The sequence below is a fragment of the Arthrobacter sp. TMP15 genome (genome assembly GCF_039529835.1).
Lineage (GTDB): Bacteria > Actinomycetota > Actinomycetes > Actinomycetales > Micrococcaceae > Specibacter.
In genome coordinates, this window is the sequence record NZ_CP154262.1 from 781,655 (window position 1) to 795,337 (window position 13,683).

The window sequence follows — 13,683 nt, forward strand, 5'->3', positions numbered from 1 at the left end:
AATCCAGATCAGTGGATAACCGCTGCGACTGCTTCGATCTCTACGAGTTGATCCTGGTAGCCCAAAACCGTGACGCCCATAAGCGTACTTGGGACACCGTGGCTGCCGAATGCTTCACAAACTACGTCCTAGGCCGTCACTAGGTCAGCTTGGTCAGAAGAAGCCACCAGAACCCGTGTACTGATCGCATTCTCCAGGCCCGCCCCAGCGGCTTCCAAGTAATCATGCATGTTCTCGAGCGCTTTGGAGGCTTGTGCTGCGTAATCACCTATTCCAGCAGTTGATCCGTCCTTATTCAAAGGACCGGCTCCTGCGAGGAAGATGAGGCGTGCATCGCTGGGAGCAGTTGCAGCATAGACGTATTGGGCGACGTCGGAAAGCGAACCCGAATGGATGAAGGTGACCGCACGCGGCATGGCCGTCCTTGTTTAGATTGACCTACTGGGCGATTCCCACACTATCGGTGCTAATTCGGGCGCGAACCCGATGGTTCCTGAGCAGGCCACTTCCCGAACCATTCGTTGAGCAACCCCTCATTGCGCAGACATTTCGCAACCGTTGGCGCAACGTCTTACGAGGTATCTTGTGCTCTAGTGTGGCGGACCGCAAGACTTCAGAGAGCTTGATTGCGTGGATGATTCTTGGCGATCCGCTCGTTGCCGTGCTTGTAATTGCCCGTCACTCGGGCCATGAGCTCCTGAGAATTCCCGCGGTCAGCATCTGCAAGGAATTGGTCCGCCGCCGCGCCCCGCAAAGTTGTTGCCTTCCGCCCATGATGGCGGATCACTACACCATCCTCGGTCACGCTAAATTCGAATCCGTTAGGTACATTTCCCATTCAACGATTATGGCAGTTTCAAGGGTGAGTGAAGGTGTCTCCATGGTGAACCGAGACTATCCGTCAATGAGCGGTGCCCAATCGTTTAGTCACATAGTTACGCAAACGTCCCCCTTGAAGTTCCACTTCTAAGACTAGTTCCATTCTCATCAGGGTGGGTTCACGCGCAGTTGAACCACTTGAGGTGAATTTCCGCACGGATTGTTCTCAGACCCGGGTCCGCGCCGCTATATACGCGGGCGGCGACACCGGGATCCTATCCGCACTGGACCACCATCGAGAGGATCGGATAGCCGGAGAAATCCAGATGACTCGAGGAGGTTCAGTCCACTTGTGTTCTGCCAGGGCTGTTAGGTTGGCGATCGAATCTGCGTCCGGCATCCTTTGACGGCTGCGCCGCAACCACAAGGCCGATAACGATGAGAATAGCCGCAGGGGGATATTCGGTAACCCCCGGTTGGGTATAGCCAATAAGGGTCTTCGTACCGTTGTCATAATCGTAGTATTCTGCTTGCTTGTTGCTTGCGGCCCACGAGGCGCCAACGATTACACCAATGCTCAGGGCTGCAGAGGCAATGAGTGAGAACACGGCGTGTGCCAGTTCCACCCACCAGAACTCGCTTCTCGAGGCGCACCCGTGGAAAGCCGTGTATTTGCGGAAGAAGCGACTAATTGCCTGCCCAATTGGGGCCCCATATAGCGGGACGGCACGGCTAGCCCAGGCCGGTGTCACAGCTGGTTGCAGGGACCCGGCAAAAGCCAGGGAGCGGTGTCGCGGACTTCTTGCATTTCGTCAATTCTTGGTGGGTTGTTTCGGCACTAAGAGCTAGGCCACCTTGGCAAACTTCTATACGAAACATGCCTTACGAGCACGGATCGTATGCCAATTAGCCACTCTGTGTTCACTTAGCAGGGATGAAGGATCAGTGCGTGAAGTCTGCGATGAGGTGGAGATTCCGCGACTCAATTAGCTTTTGCATGTAGCGGGCCAGAATCAGCTTCTCAACGAGGCGTCCTAGGAGCCCATAGGGTGCCTCGAACTCGATCTGATCGATCATCGTGGTTGCCTCTGTATCTTCGCTGAACTCATGGACATGGCGGAACTTGCGAAACGGCCCCTTGACCTGTTCATCGATGAAGTAGTTCGGCGTTTCCATTTGGGTTATCCGACTCGTCATCCGCAATGGAAGACCGAAATGCCAGGCCTGCCACGTCACTTCTTCTCCCAGTGAAATGAGACCTGAGGTGACACCAGCGACCGCCTTTTCACGAGAATGCGCCATTGATTCTTCGTGTGCGTCGATACTGCGGGCGAGGTCAAAGAGCTGCGGTTTCGGCATGCCGGTCCGTGTCGTGCATCTAAAGGAGACTGTCATGAACAGAGTATGGCAGTCGGTTGTGTTTTGCCCGAATTATCCCGGACTGGAAGGACCGCGGACAGGTGACGACGACCGTAAAATAGTCTGAAAACCAGGTGATTGTCCCTGATACCTGGCGCAGCCGGGCTACACCACACCGACGTTGAACGCGGTACTTACGGTGTTGAACAACGGGTGAGAACGGTTTTGCTTACGTTGCGAAACGCAGTCCGGTCACCGAGACGGTCATGTTCGCAGATAGTAGGAAACCGTTACGATGCCGAGAAGCGGCCCCCAAACCAGCATGGGCGCCTAAGCCAAACCCATGAGGGGAAGGCCGGAGCCGTCTACCCGGCCCTACAGCATTAGCTGGCTGACGGTGGTCAGTGTGATGTGCGGCGCACCGGTGGCTGCCGGGATCACCGCAGCGATCGAGCGAACCTGCTGGCCACGTATCAGCGGAATCCACTGTGGAACGAGTTGCCACATGGATGCACGAGGCCCAGGGTGAGCAGATCAAGACCCTCGAACACAATGGCAAGGCCGATTGTGTACAGCGCACCCCAGCCAGGCAGGTCATAGTCCGAACGGAAAACCGCACCCGACTTTATGCTGAGTTCCAGCCGCTGTCCTCGACACGCTATGCCAGCTACCGATCGGCTCGCGGGAACGAACGAATGACGTATTTGGAGTCCCTTCGAGAACGTTTACTTGTTGACCTGCACGCGACGCACTTGACAAACTAGGTAAACATTTGTCGCCTCAGGAACGGACAATCATGAGAAAGCTCGTCTATTACGTGGCGACAACACTTGACGGCTATATAGCAGGACCGGGCGGTGGTGATCCAAGCGGGGCGGATTACTTCCCGCTGACGCCCGATGTCATCCAATTCATCGTGGAGCAGTACCCCGAAACTCTTCCCTGGCCTGCGCGTGCTGCTCTGGGTATTGACAGCCCCGGCCAAGTATTCGATACCATTCTAGAGGGACGGTCGTCCTACGAGATCGGTCTTGCGGCCGGAATGACGGACGCCTATCCACACCTTCGTCACCTGGTATTTTCAACCACGCTAGAAAGCCAGGACCCGGCCGTCGAGATCGTCCGCAACGGGGCTCTAGACCACGTGCGCACGCTCAAGACCGAGGAAGGTAAAGATCTATGGTTGGTGGGAGGTGGCACACTTGCCCACTCATTGCTGCCAGAAATCGACCGGCTCGTGCTCAAACAAAACAGATCCGTCATCGGCTCTGGTATCCCACTCTTCAATGGACCGTTCCAATCCCATATGTTCCAGCCCGTTGATGAGACACTGCTGGACTCAGGCATAAGAGTGCTCACCTACGACCGTGCCTGACCCAATCTCTGCTAACACTCAATGAGAAGCAGACCCACTGACCGGGACACCCCGGTAGCCCCGCATAAGGTTCGGCATACCGGAATGGGGCGTTCGGGATGAGCGGGGCCGGCAACCGCTGATTGAAAGACCAACGGTCTATCAACCCGATACGATCTTGTTCATGGATTGGGTTGCGGGAACAGTGCCGGCTTACATGGATCGGTGGGCTATAGGGCAACGCGGGGATATGGTCATCACTCCTTCTAGCTGGCTAGTTCCAGGTCGCTGGCATGATCGAAACGTCATGCTCAAGGTCGCCCGCGTTGCCGAAGAGGCCCGCGGTGGCCGCGTCCTTGGTTGGTGGGCCGGTTGTGCCGCAGTGGACGTGCATGAAGTCACCGACCAGGCTGTCCTGATGGACTTGGCCTCCGGCCAACGGGCCTTGACAGCGATGTGCCAGGCGGGCCGCGATGATGAGACTACTAGTATCCTCTGCGAGACCATCGCCTCCCTGCACGGCGTCCCTGACAAATCGTCTGCTCCCCGTGATCTCGTGCCCTTGGCGCTTTGGTTTCAAGACCTGATCGCGCCACATGCTGCAAAGCCTCATGGAGGCAACCTTGAGCGAGCGGCAACCATGGCGCAAGAGCTACTGGAGGCTTCGGCCGCAGAAGCCCATGTGGTTCTTCACGGGGACCTCCATCACGGCAATGTTCTCGATTTCAACGGGCGTTGGCGTGCGATTGACCCCAAAGGGTTGTTTGGCCATCGGGCGTTCGACTACGCCAATATTTTCTGCAATCCGTCCACGGACGTGGCGTTGAAGAATTTTCACCGGCGACTGGCGATCGTCAGCGAGCACTCAGGGCTCGACGTCGATACGGTGAGATCATGGGTCATCGCTTGGTGCGCACTTTCGGTCGTGTGGAGCGACAAGAGCGGCGGCCAGCCATGGACGCCCCACGCCATCTTGAGCACGTTCGGCTAGCACCATGGGCATGCGGTTCAGCCGGTGAACCCTGTCCGCTCGCGGTTGCCTCTGCGAAACCCATCGGGTGGAGCTAAACAACCGCTTCCATTGGTTCATGCAGGCTGTTAGCGTTCATCCACATCAACCCGAATCAGGTTTGGCAATGGATGAAGCGGTTACCGAAACTTTCCCGCAGTGGTAGGAGTTCGTCGCGGTGACCGGAAAGACGTGGAGAGAGACATCAATGTATCCGCGTTATATAAGGAGCGCGTCAACGCCGTAAGTTCAATCTCTGACAACACATCGTAAAATTGATCTAGCCGCTGTTTGTGGCCCAGAACATTTTTGTTTGATCAAGCAAAGTGGTCTCAGGTCTTCTAGGAATGGCGTACGCCAACGCCATCAAGAACGGCCGTATAGCCCTCCCGGTAGGTGGGGTAAGAAAACACGAATCCGGTCTCCCGCAGCCTGTTGTTATGGCATCGTTTGCCGCGTCCGCCCTGAGCTTGAGAAGAGTCGTTGACCAATGCCGGTGCTGGTAGGTCAAGACTGCGTGCCAAGAATTCAGTGACTTCGCGACGATCGGCCGGGAGGTCATCGACGCCGATGTATACGGTTTCAGGCCACTCCACCAAGGTCCCATTTTGCCTGGTCATGAGGTGCACGATGGATGCCGCAGCATCGTCACGATGTATCCGACTAGTAAATTCTGGCACGGAGGAAACAGTCGCGGTGCCCTGACGTACACGATCAATCTCCCTAGGGCGTCCTGGACCGTAGAGGCCACCAAGACGCAGAATCTTCGCCTCGGGAATCTGCTGGAGTAATGTCTCCTCTGCTTCTAGCAGCACACGTGCCGTTGGGGTAGTGGGTTTGACCGGAGTGGCTTCGTTGACCCAGGATCCGTCATCAATGCCGTAGACCGCTGTCGATGACACATATAACACTTGCGGTGGTGCTGCGCAGTCGTTACGGATTGCGGCGGTTATTCGCAGAACGCTCTCGACGTATGCTGCTCGATAACCATCTACGCTGCGCTCATCAGGGCTCATGGCAATCACCACGATGCTGGTGTCCGGCGGCAGCGTGGGTACCTCAGTGGAGAGATCAATGGCCTGTCCTTCGATTTCGGAGGGCAGTTTGCCTGCTGAGCGTCGAAGTCCCATGACCCGGTAGCCCATAGAAACGAACCTCAGCCCAGTTTCAGTTCCAAGGTCACCACAGCCGGCAATCACAACAGTCATTTGATACTCCTCAGACCACACTGTTCGTTTAGATATCTTCGCGGCCCGGTTGACGAGCAGCGAGGCATGATCCGAGCTTAGCGAGGCGCCTGGGCGGGAACAGCCACGGCGCGCCGCCCGATTATTGAATAGCCGCAAAGCCGCCTCTCCGAAACGGCACCCAGGACAGCTTCGACATCTCCGTCTTTTTTGTCCAGCGGCTGCGTTGGCCTACCGCTGATAGGACGTCGGTGAGCCCATGACCCGGATCATGCAGTCCCATAGGGTCTAGAGCAGATTTCAGCGCGAAATCAGTGGTCAGCTATGCGCTTAGATGGGACGCTCCCAATAGGCGTAGCGGGCAGATATGGGTCAGTGCGCTATGGCGTGACTGCCTGAGAACCAAGCCGACGGATCTAATTTGCATTCACTGGCCCACACGACTGCAACGGTCATCACTCTTTGATTGCCGTCAGCTGTGCAAATAATTGAACGTTACTCCAACACGAGCTTTCGATATCGCCAAGCGGAACGGCAAGAATTTCTGGGTCTCTTTTCTCCCTGACGATGCGGGCGCGCTTGTCGAAGAAAGCATGGATCGCGCTGAATACGACCTAAGCTCCCCTTCAAGCGCTCCACATTGCCGCTCGCTTTGAACGAAGATACTTCGGTAACCGTTCTCTGCACGGATGGGTTGCACATCAGAAGTTAGGAAAGTGGTTCCACTATCGGGATGCCCTGTGTCAACTGATCAGCAGAGGAACGCGGCGAGCCGATCGATGGAGGTTGCATCCAAGGAGGGTGGGTAGCTGTGGGCGGATTGCATCGGCTTGAATCGAACGCCGCGTGATTGGGTACGGAGATGCGACTGTACAAAGAGTAGTGCGGCTCCAGACCATGTTGCGGCGGTGGTTGTTCTCTGAGGATCGCTGTGAAGACCAGGTTCATTCCAACGAGGTGCATCACTAGATCCCTGACGTATGCCTCAGTGCGCGGGCGAGTTGCTTGGAAGCCTGTGCTGGAGTCGTGAAGAAGTATCTGAAATGCTCGATCATGGATGGGAGCAGCTCAGCACAAACACATCCTCTCCCTGGGAGAATTTTTAGGCTATCTCTGTGATCGTTCACCCGTCCAGCAGAGGCGTCCTTTACCCGTTCCATGTTCGCGAGTAGAGCTGATGCGCCCACTATTACTGGCAATCTGTGCAGTCATCTTTCAAAAACGCTAAAACACCGTGCAGTCCCCAAAAAAAGGTGCCCAAATAATGTATCTGAGATGAAACATTTGGTTCACATTAGGCAACATCAGTTGTACGATGGTTGACAACTGCACTGATGTGACGCATATCTAATTTCACAGAAACGAGGACATCCATGAAAGAGCTCCGTATCGAGGCCAATGGCAATCTGGGTCCCATAGATTCCTCCCAGATCCCGCGCTACGCAGGCGCCGCCACCTACGCCCGCCTCCCCAGACTTGACCAGGTCACAAAAACCGATATCGCTGTTGTGGGTGTCCCCTTTGATAGTGGTGTTTCATACCGGCCCGGCGCCCGGTTTGGTGCCAACCACGTGCGGGAGGCTTCACGCCTGCTGCGCCCGTACAACCCGGCCTGGGACGTTTCGCCGTTTGAAAACTGCCAGGTTGCCGACGCCGGTGACATGGCCGTGAACCCCTTCAATATCAATGAAGCGATTGAAACCATCCAGCAGAATGCGCTGGATTTGACCGCTGACGGCGCCAAGCTTTTCACCATCGGTGGCGACCACACCATCTCCCTACCCCTGCTGCGTGCGGCTGCCGAACGAGCCGGCGAGCCAGTTGCCATGCTGCACTTTGACGCGCACCTGGACACCTGGGATACGTACTTTGGTGCCGAATACACTCACGGAACCCCGTTCCGTCGGGCCGTTGAAGAAGGCATCCTGGACACCGAAGCTATTTCCCACGTGGGAACCCGCGGACCACTGTACGGTAAGAAGGATTTGGATGACGATCACCGTTTCGGTTTCGGCATCGTCACAGCAGCCGACGTCTATTACCAAGGCGTCCTCGAGACAGTGGCCAAAATCCGTGACCGCATCGGCAAGCGCCCCCTGTACATTTCGGTGGACATTGATGTGCTTGATCCCGCACACGCCCCCGGTACCGGTACTCCCGAGGCCGGCGGCATCAGCAGCCGCGAACTGATCGAGATCATCCGCGGGTTCCGCGGCATGAATCTGGTAGGTGCTGACATTGTGGAAGTGGCCCCAGCCTATGACCACGCCGAAATTACCGGAATCGCTGCCAGCCACGTGGGCTTTGAACTCGTGACGTTGATGGCAGATAACCACGTTGCAGGAGACCGGTTCGGCACTCCCAACGGTTATGCCGCCCAAGCCCTTGACGCCGAAAAACGACGCCGCACAGCCGGCTTTGGATCTACTACCACCGAAGGCGGTACCAAATGACTGACCAGCTAAACGAGTCAACACAGACTACAGAAATTCAGCGCAACGGTGGAGACCTGGTTGTTGAAACACTCACTGCCTTGGGCGCCAAAACCGTCTTTGGCATCCCGGGCCAGCATGCACTGGGCCTCTTTGATGCCTTGGGCCGTTCACCCCTGCACTTTGTCTCTTCCCGCGTGGAGAACAATTCAGCGTTTTCCGCCGATGGCTACTCCCGGGCCACCGGTGAGGTGGGCGTATTGTTCCTGTCCACAGGCCCCGGGGCCTTGACTGCCCTTGCCGGCTTGCAGGAAGCGTATGCCACAGGCGTGCCTATGATTGTTGTGGCCAGCCAGATCCCGCTTGAGGGTTTGGGGGCCCGCCGCAAGGGCATGCTTCATCAGCTCGATGACCAAAAAGCCTCCGCGGCCAATGTGACCAAGAGCCAGCGACTGATCCAGCATGCCTCAGGAATCCCTTCTGCCATTCAGGATGCGTGGACGGAAGCAGTTTCCTCCCCGCAGGGCCCGGTCTGGATTGAAGTACCCCAAAACGTGTTGTTGGACCCCATCTTTGTGCCGGCTGTTGAGGATGCTTTGGCGGAACCTTTCGATAACCCGCCTCGAGTTGAGCTGGTCCGGGAAGCAGTGAAGTGGCTTTCCGCCGCTGAGCGTCCCGTCATTGTTGCAGGTGGTGGCGTGCGTCGCGGCCATGCCCAAAAAGAGCTGCTCGCTATTGCCGAAAAGCTCAACGCACCTGTGGTGTGCACCCCGGGCGGCAATGGCGCGTTCCCGTGGAACCATGAGCTTTCGCTGCAGTCGTGGATGGAAGATCGGTACGTTACCGAAGTACTTGAAGATGCAGATGTGCTTGTTGTTATTGGGTCATCCATGGGTGAGGTTTCCAGTAACTACTTCACCATGGAGCCGCGCGGGCGCATCATTCAGATCGATGCTGAGCCTCGCGTGCTTGAATCCAACCGCCCGGCCTTGGGCATCCGTGCTGACGCCGGTCAGGCGCTGAGGGCGCTGGATGAGGCCCTGACTGAACCTCATGGGGAGAAGGCACAGTGGCACGGGGAAACTCCGCAGAACATTGTGAGGGCGACTCTTGCCAAGGTCCAGGGTCGTCTTGATGAGCAGGATCTGGGTCTGGAGCGCAAGTTCATGGCCGACATTCGCGAAGCTGTCCCTGCCGAGATGCAGACCTTCTGGGACATGACCATCTCAGCTTATTGGGGTTGGAGCTGCTGGGATTCCAAGGATGGAGAATTCCACTCCGCCCAAGGTGCTGGTGGGTTGGGCTACGGCTTCCCGGCCGCTATTGGTGGCGCGCTGGGGCTGGAGAGCGCGGGCAAGCCTTCCCGTGTACTGGCAGTTGCCGGGGATGGTTCCTCCATGTATTCCATCTCGGAACTGGCTACGGCCAAGCAGCACAATGCCCCTGTCACATGGCTCATTGTTGACGACGGCGGCTACGGCATCCTGCGTGAATACATGATCGACACCTTTGGTAAAGCCACGCACACTGAATTGGCGCGGCCGGACTTTGTGAAAGTGGCGGAGGCCTTCGGTGTTCCCGCTCAGCGTGTGAAGGCCGAGCACGTGGGGGAGGCGCTTAAGGCCGCCTTCGCCGCTGAGGGTCCAAACGTTGTGGTGGTTGATGTGCTGTTGAAGATGTTCGGCCCCACGCACCTGGACATCTAGCCAACGCTCGGTCACTTCACGTCTGGTTTTTCCTGACGCTCGCTCACTAAGTACGACGCCGTGAGGTCACCTTCGTTCAGAAGGTGACCTCACGGCGTCGTACTTCATTTAAGTCGACTCAGAATGTTCTCGTGGGAGAGGCATCTATGCTGGTGGCATGGCTACTCTTTATGATGCTGAACTCAGCCCGTCAAAGTCCGAACTTTTGAGTCAGTGGCTGCCTACCCAGCCATGGTTTATTCAGGATGCAACGGAGCTAAGGCGGCTGGCGGCTTTTCGCTTTGATGATCCGGCCGGTGAGGTTGGCATTGAGACTCATGTGGTGGGCGTTGGTGGGCGGATCTACCAAGTGCCGCTGACTTACCGTGGCGCACCCTTGGCTGGCGCTGAGAAGTACCTCATAACAACTATGGAGCACTCGGTGCTGGGCGCTCGCTGGGTGTACGACGCCACTGCCGACCCTGTTTACGTGCATGAACTCGCTGCGGCGTTGCTGGTTGGCAAACCTGCCGCTAGTGAGAATTTAGTGGTTAATGATGGGCTTAAGCACGTGGCCCCCACAGCCCTGCTTAGTAGGACTGGTGAGCCGGAAACTGAAGTTCCCGAGTTGCAGATTGGTGCTCCGCAGACGTCCAACTCCGTGACAACTATTCCGGCTGGAGTGCTGAATTTGGTTGTTTTACGAGAGCTGAACACTGCGGGAGTACTGCACAGCGACACCACCTTGAAACTCAGCTGGGATGGGCAGGAGATTCCTTTGGTGATCGCAGCTGCAAACCCTGCCTGAGTGCACCACGGGCAGGATGTCCTGTTCCAGGAAGGGCCCTTAAGAAGGCTTCGTGCTGCTCTGTGTGGGCTCTGAATCGAGCGCTTGCAGGTATTTGATCGTGTCAGCCAGTGCCACGTTTGCCTCGTTGAGATCAAGGTGGAACTGGTACTCGTGAGGAAGCTTTGGTTCGTGGTTTGCAGGCCAGAAGAGCCGAGTCACCGACACTCCAGAGTCCTCAAGTGCTTGCGCAAAGGGGATTGATTGTGACCAAGTGAGGGCGTCACCGTTGCCCCCGCTAATGTACGTCGGCGGAAAGTCAGCATTGACGAAGTTGATCGTAGACATTAGGGAGCCAGTTGATCGAGATGACCAGTCCTTCGTTCCCGCGTACGCCCAGAGTGAGACCTGTAGCCCCCATGCTTCGATACCGTTGAGCGCGGACATGGCTGGCATGTCATAAACGCCGCAGTTGAGGATGGCCCCCACAACTTGTTCTTCTTTGAGCCCAGGTGTCATGCCCGAAAGGTGCGCGTAGCGGGGGTTGGTAGTGAGGATGGCGAGCTGACTGGCCAGTTGGCTGCCTGCGGAGTCACCTGCCAGCACAATCCGTTTTGGATCACCGTTCCATTCAGGGGCGTGCTCGCTAATGTAACCCAGTGCAGTGTTCAGTTGCGTGAGTGCCGTTGGATAGACGGCTTCCGGTGCGGTGGTGTAGTTGACGCCGATAGTCGTGTACCCCTGGGCCGCGAGGATACGTAAGTAGGGTTCAATGTTTTCCTTCTGCCCTGAAATCCATGCACCACCGTGTACCCAGACTATTGTGGTCAACTTTTTGGTGCCACCAGCTGGAGTGTAGACGTCGAGGGTTGTATCTGATTGAGGGAGCGAGCCGGTAGGTGGGGCATAAGCGATATCTCGGTACTCGGTGAGCTTCGTATCGGGAACGTGTGGTTCCATCTCGGCGACGGTGGACGCGGCGCCCTTCTCGAAAACCGTGCGGATGACCATCACTGATGGCCAGGGGGTGATAGCGGCGACGATTGCTGTCAGAGCGACGGCGGCGACTAGGGTTCCCCCAGCGATCACAAGTCGACGCCGGAGAGGTCTTTGACGCTTAGCTGTGTCGATATTGTTCGCTATGACGTGCTTTTCCATGTCGCTTCAAAACCCCAATCGGTGTCAAGACAGAACTGTCGTGGCGTGTTCAGTGTGTTCGATGAGCTACTTAACGTGAGAGCCCGACGCGAGGTCAGGCTCGAATTATGAAAATCGGCAATAGTTGTCAGTAGATCATAGATGAGTTCATTTACCCCGTGGATAGCCTGACCTTAAGGGCAAGTAAGGGCAGCTCAAAGGCCTGAGCTTGAGTGTGCTCTGTCCGTAGAAGCGCCGGCGCAGAGCTTTCCGGACGCGGCAAGAGCCCGAGCTATCCAACAGAAGAATTGAACGTGTTCAAAAAGAGTGCTTTACTTATAATTGAACACGTTCAAAAAACTGGGGAGTGGGTTATGGATAGTAAGAGTGCGCAAACCAAGGCCTTGGTGTTGGATACGGCCCTTGGCATGTTTCGCAGTAAAGGATTCGCTAAGACAACAATGCGGGCCATCGCGGAGGAAGCGGGTATTTCTGTAGGCAGTGCCTACTATTACTACTCCTCAAAGGATGAGCTGGTTTTGGAGTTGTACCGCGAGTCGGTAGCGGAGCAGGGTATGGCAGCATCGGCAACTTTGGAGCATGTCAAAGGTTTCGATGACAGGCTCAAGGCGGCCCTGAACGCAGGAATAGATGCGATGACCCCCTACCACGGCTTCGGTGGGGCCTTCATTAGTAGCGCGCTACCACCGCAATCGGTCCTCAACCCATTTGGTGGGGCATCAACCGAAGCGAGGGAGGACGCCGTGGGAATCTTCCGTGAAGTCATCAAGGGCACAAAAGTTCCGCACTTCCTGCGACCTCAACTGCCGGAACTCCTCTGGCTTGTCTACATGGGTGTGGTGCTTTTTTGGGTCTATGACAGCTCCGAGAATCAGCGCCGCACCCGGATACTGATTGATGGAGGCGCGCCACTGATCGCCAAACTCGTGGCCCTTTCGCGACTGCCCGTGGTCAAACCCATGATCGAAGAGGCTCTGACGCTCAAGATAAGGGTGCAAACATGAAAACTGTCGTTATCGCAGGGGCTTCGGGGTTCATTGGCAAACATTTCTATCGTCAGTTTGCCGCGGCGGGGTGGCGGGTCCGCACCGTGGGCAGATCAGGTGATGCCGTGTGGGGTGACACAGCTGCCATCAGCGCCGAACTTGAGGGTGCCCAGTTGCTGATCAACCTGGCTGGCAAGTCAGTTTCTTGCCGTTACTCTGCCGCGAACAAGGCTGAAATTATGCGCTCGCGCCTAGATACCACCGCGGAGCTGGGACGAGCGGTTGCTTCCTGCCTCCACCCTCCCCTGGACTGGTTTAACGCCAGCACGGGCACCATCTATCGAGACGCTCGGGATAAGCCCCAAGATGAGTACGACGGCGAATTTGGCGCCGGGTTCTCCGTTGAGGTGGCGCGGGGCTGGGAAGAAACGCTTGCATTAGCGGATGTCAGCGGAACACGGAAGATTCCATTGCGCATGACCATAGTCCTGGGACCCGAGGGAGGGGCCATGCGCCCCATCAATAACCTCGCCCGTTGGGGATTGGGCGGCCGTATGGGAGACGGTGGGCAGAAATTTAGCTGGGTTCATGTGCAAGACCTATTCCGTGCCGTCACATTTCTGCACAACAACCGGGAGATAACCGGTCCAGTCAATATTGCGGCCCCACAAGTCATCAGCAACTCGGAGCTGATGGCGGCTGTCCAGGGTAAACATAAAATGCCGTTCGGAGTACCTACGCCAGCATGGTTACTCAAGCTTGGCGCCGTCCTGATCCGGACGGAGACTGAACTTGTTTTGAAGAGCCGCTGGGTTGCGGCGAAGAAGCTCCAAGACGCCGGATTTACCTGGCAATACCCGGATATGGAGAGTGCATTGGTGGACAGCTAGATAGCGCGGAGCAAAGC

The 13,683-nt window shown here is 56.6% G+C and carries 13 protein-coding genes and 1 pseudogene; 8 read left to right on the forward strand and 6 right to left on the reverse strand.

What is annotated here, in order from left to right; translation table 11 throughout:
• Positions 1-8: 8 nt before the first annotated feature.
• The 4 genes and pseudogenes from AAFM46_RS03495 to AAFM46_RS03510 all read right to left on the reverse strand — a co-directional run bounded on the left by AAFM46_RS03495 (position 9) and on the right by AAFM46_RS03510 (position 2,214).
• Positions 9-416, reverse strand: a pseudogene (locus AAFM46_RS03495) (RidA family protein).
• Between the two features lie 197 nt (positions 417-613).
• Positions 614-838 carry a hypothetical protein gene (locus AAFM46_RS03500; RefSeq protein ID WP_343319589.1) on the reverse strand — a complete coding sequence of 75 codons (225 nt, stop codon included), beginning with the start codon at positions 836-838 and terminating at the stop codon, positions 614-616.
• Between the two features lie 322 nt (positions 839-1,160).
• A complete protein-coding gene (locus AAFM46_RS03505; protein WP_343319591.1) occupies positions 1,161-1,445 on the reverse strand; it encodes a hypothetical protein in 285 nt (94 codons plus the stop codon).
• A gap of 316 nt (positions 1,446-1,761) precedes the next feature.
• Complete coding sequence (locus AAFM46_RS03510) at positions 1,762-2,214, reverse strand: SRPBCC family protein (protein WP_343319592.1); 453 nt, start codon at positions 2,212-2,214, stop codon at positions 1,762-1,764.
• A 452-nt stretch (positions 2,215-2,666) separates the two neighbouring features.
• Here AAFM46_RS03510 and AAFM46_RS03515 point away from each other — a divergent pair, with 452 nt between their 5' ends.
• The 3 genes from AAFM46_RS03515 (at position 2,667) to AAFM46_RS03525 (ending at position 4,523) form a co-directional block, all read left to right on the forward strand.
• Entirely contained in the window at positions 2,667-2,942 is a 276-nt protein-coding gene (locus AAFM46_RS03515; RefSeq protein WP_343319594.1) for a hypothetical protein, read from the forward strand.
• A gap of 32 nt (positions 2,943-2,974) precedes the next feature.
• Positions 2,975-3,553 carry a dihydrofolate reductase gene (locus AAFM46_RS03520; protein ID WP_343319596.1) on the forward strand — a complete coding sequence of 193 codons (579 nt, stop codon included), beginning with the start codon at positions 2,975-2,977 and terminating at the stop codon, positions 3,551-3,553.
• Between the two features lie 163 nt (positions 3,554-3,716).
• Entirely contained in the window at positions 3,717-4,523 is an 807-nt protein-coding gene (locus tag AAFM46_RS03525; protein ID WP_343319598.1) for an aminoglycoside phosphotransferase family protein, read from the forward strand.
• A gap of 359 nt (positions 4,524-4,882) precedes the next feature.
• Here AAFM46_RS03525 and AAFM46_RS03530 read toward each other — a convergent pair whose 3' ends face one another.
• A complete protein-coding gene (locus AAFM46_RS03530; protein WP_343319600.1) occupies positions 4,883-5,749 on the reverse strand; it encodes an SDR family oxidoreductase in 867 nt (288 codons plus the stop codon).
• A 1,352-nt stretch (positions 5,750-7,101) separates the two neighbouring features.
• Between AAFM46_RS03530 and speB the strand changes: the two genes are divergently transcribed.
• The 3 genes from speB (at position 7,102) to AAFM46_RS03545 (ending at position 10,653) form a co-directional block, all read left to right on the forward strand.
• Positions 7,102-8,181, forward strand: coding sequence for an agmatinase (gene speB / locus AAFM46_RS03535; protein WP_343319601.1), 1,080 nt, complete (start codon positions 7,102-7,104; stop codon positions 8,179-8,181).
• Positions 8,178-9,866, forward strand: a complete 1,689-nt coding sequence (locus AAFM46_RS03540; RefSeq protein WP_343319603.1) for a thiamine pyrophosphate-binding protein — start codon at positions 8,178-8,180, stop codon at positions 9,864-9,866. The genes speB and AAFM46_RS03540 overlap by 4 nt, the downstream gene beginning before the upstream one ends.
• Before the next feature lie 157 nt (positions 9,867-10,023).
• Complete coding sequence (locus tag AAFM46_RS03545; RefSeq protein ID WP_343319604.1) at positions 10,024-10,653, forward strand: hypothetical protein; 630 nt, start codon at positions 10,024-10,026, stop codon at positions 10,651-10,653.
• Positions 10,654-10,692: 39 nt separating this feature from the next.
• Here the strand turns inward: AAFM46_RS03545 and AAFM46_RS03550 are convergent, their stop codons facing one another.
• A complete protein-coding gene (locus tag AAFM46_RS03550) occupies positions 10,693-11,790 on the reverse strand; it encodes an alpha/beta hydrolase (protein ID WP_343319606.1) in 1,098 nt (365 codons plus the stop codon).
• Positions 11,791-12,143: 353 nt separating this feature from the next.
• On the opposite strand from AAFM46_RS03550, the gene AAFM46_RS03555 reads away from it, so the two are divergent.
• Both AAFM46_RS03555 and AAFM46_RS03560 read left to right on the forward strand, forming a co-directional pair.
• Positions 12,144-12,794, forward strand: a complete 651-nt coding sequence (locus AAFM46_RS03555; RefSeq protein ID WP_343319607.1) for a TetR family transcriptional regulator — start codon at positions 12,144-12,146, stop codon at positions 12,792-12,794.
• Positions 12,791-13,666, forward strand: coding sequence for a TIGR01777 family oxidoreductase (locus AAFM46_RS03560; RefSeq protein WP_343319608.1), 876 nt, complete (start codon positions 12,791-12,793; stop codon positions 13,664-13,666). The genes AAFM46_RS03555 and AAFM46_RS03560 overlap by 4 nt, the downstream gene beginning before the upstream one ends.
• Positions 13,667-13,683 lie beyond the last annotated feature (17 nt).

What these genes read in the sequence shown, in the direction of transcription:
- AAFM46_RS03500 (WP_343319589.1), bottom strand. Translation starts at nt 838, where the DNA reads ATGGGAAATGTACCTAACGGATTCGAATTTAGCGTGACCGAGGATGGT.
- AAFM46_RS03510 (WP_343319592.1), bottom strand. Translation starts at nt 2,214, where the DNA reads ATGACAGTCTCCTTTAGATGCACGACACGGACCGGCATGCCGAAACCG.
- AAFM46_RS03520 (WP_343319596.1), top strand. Translation starts at nt 2,975, where the DNA reads ATGAGAAAGCTCGTCTATTACGTGGCGACAACACTTGACGGCTATATA.
- AAFM46_RS03525 (WP_343319598.1), top strand. Translation starts at nt 3,717, where the DNA reads ATGGATTGGGTTGCGGGAACAGTGCCGGCTTACATGGATCGGTGGGCT.
- AAFM46_RS03530 (WP_343319600.1), bottom strand. Translation starts at nt 5,749, where the DNA reads ATGACTGTTGTGATTGCCGGCTGTGGTGACCTTGGAACTGAAACTGGG.
- speB (WP_343319601.1), top strand. Translation starts at nt 7,102, where the DNA reads ATGAAAGAGCTCCGTATCGAGGCCAATGGCAATCTGGGTCCCATAGAT.
- AAFM46_RS03540 (WP_343319603.1), top strand. Translation starts at nt 8,178, where the DNA reads ATGACTGACCAGCTAAACGAGTCAACACAGACTACAGAAATTCAGCGC.
- AAFM46_RS03545 (WP_343319604.1), top strand. Translation starts at nt 10,024, where the DNA reads ATGGCTACTCTTTATGATGCTGAACTCAGCCCGTCAAAGTCCGAACTT.
- AAFM46_RS03550 (WP_343319606.1), bottom strand. Translation starts at nt 11,790, where the DNA reads ATGGAAAAGCACGTCATAGCGAACAATATCGACACAGCTAAGCGTCAA.
- AAFM46_RS03555 (WP_343319607.1), top strand. Translation starts at nt 12,144, where the DNA reads ATGGATAGTAAGAGTGCGCAAACCAAGGCCTTGGTGTTGGATACGGCC.
- AAFM46_RS03560 (WP_343319608.1), top strand. Translation starts at nt 12,791, where the DNA reads ATGAAAACTGTCGTTATCGCAGGGGCTTCGGGGTTCATTGGCAAACAT.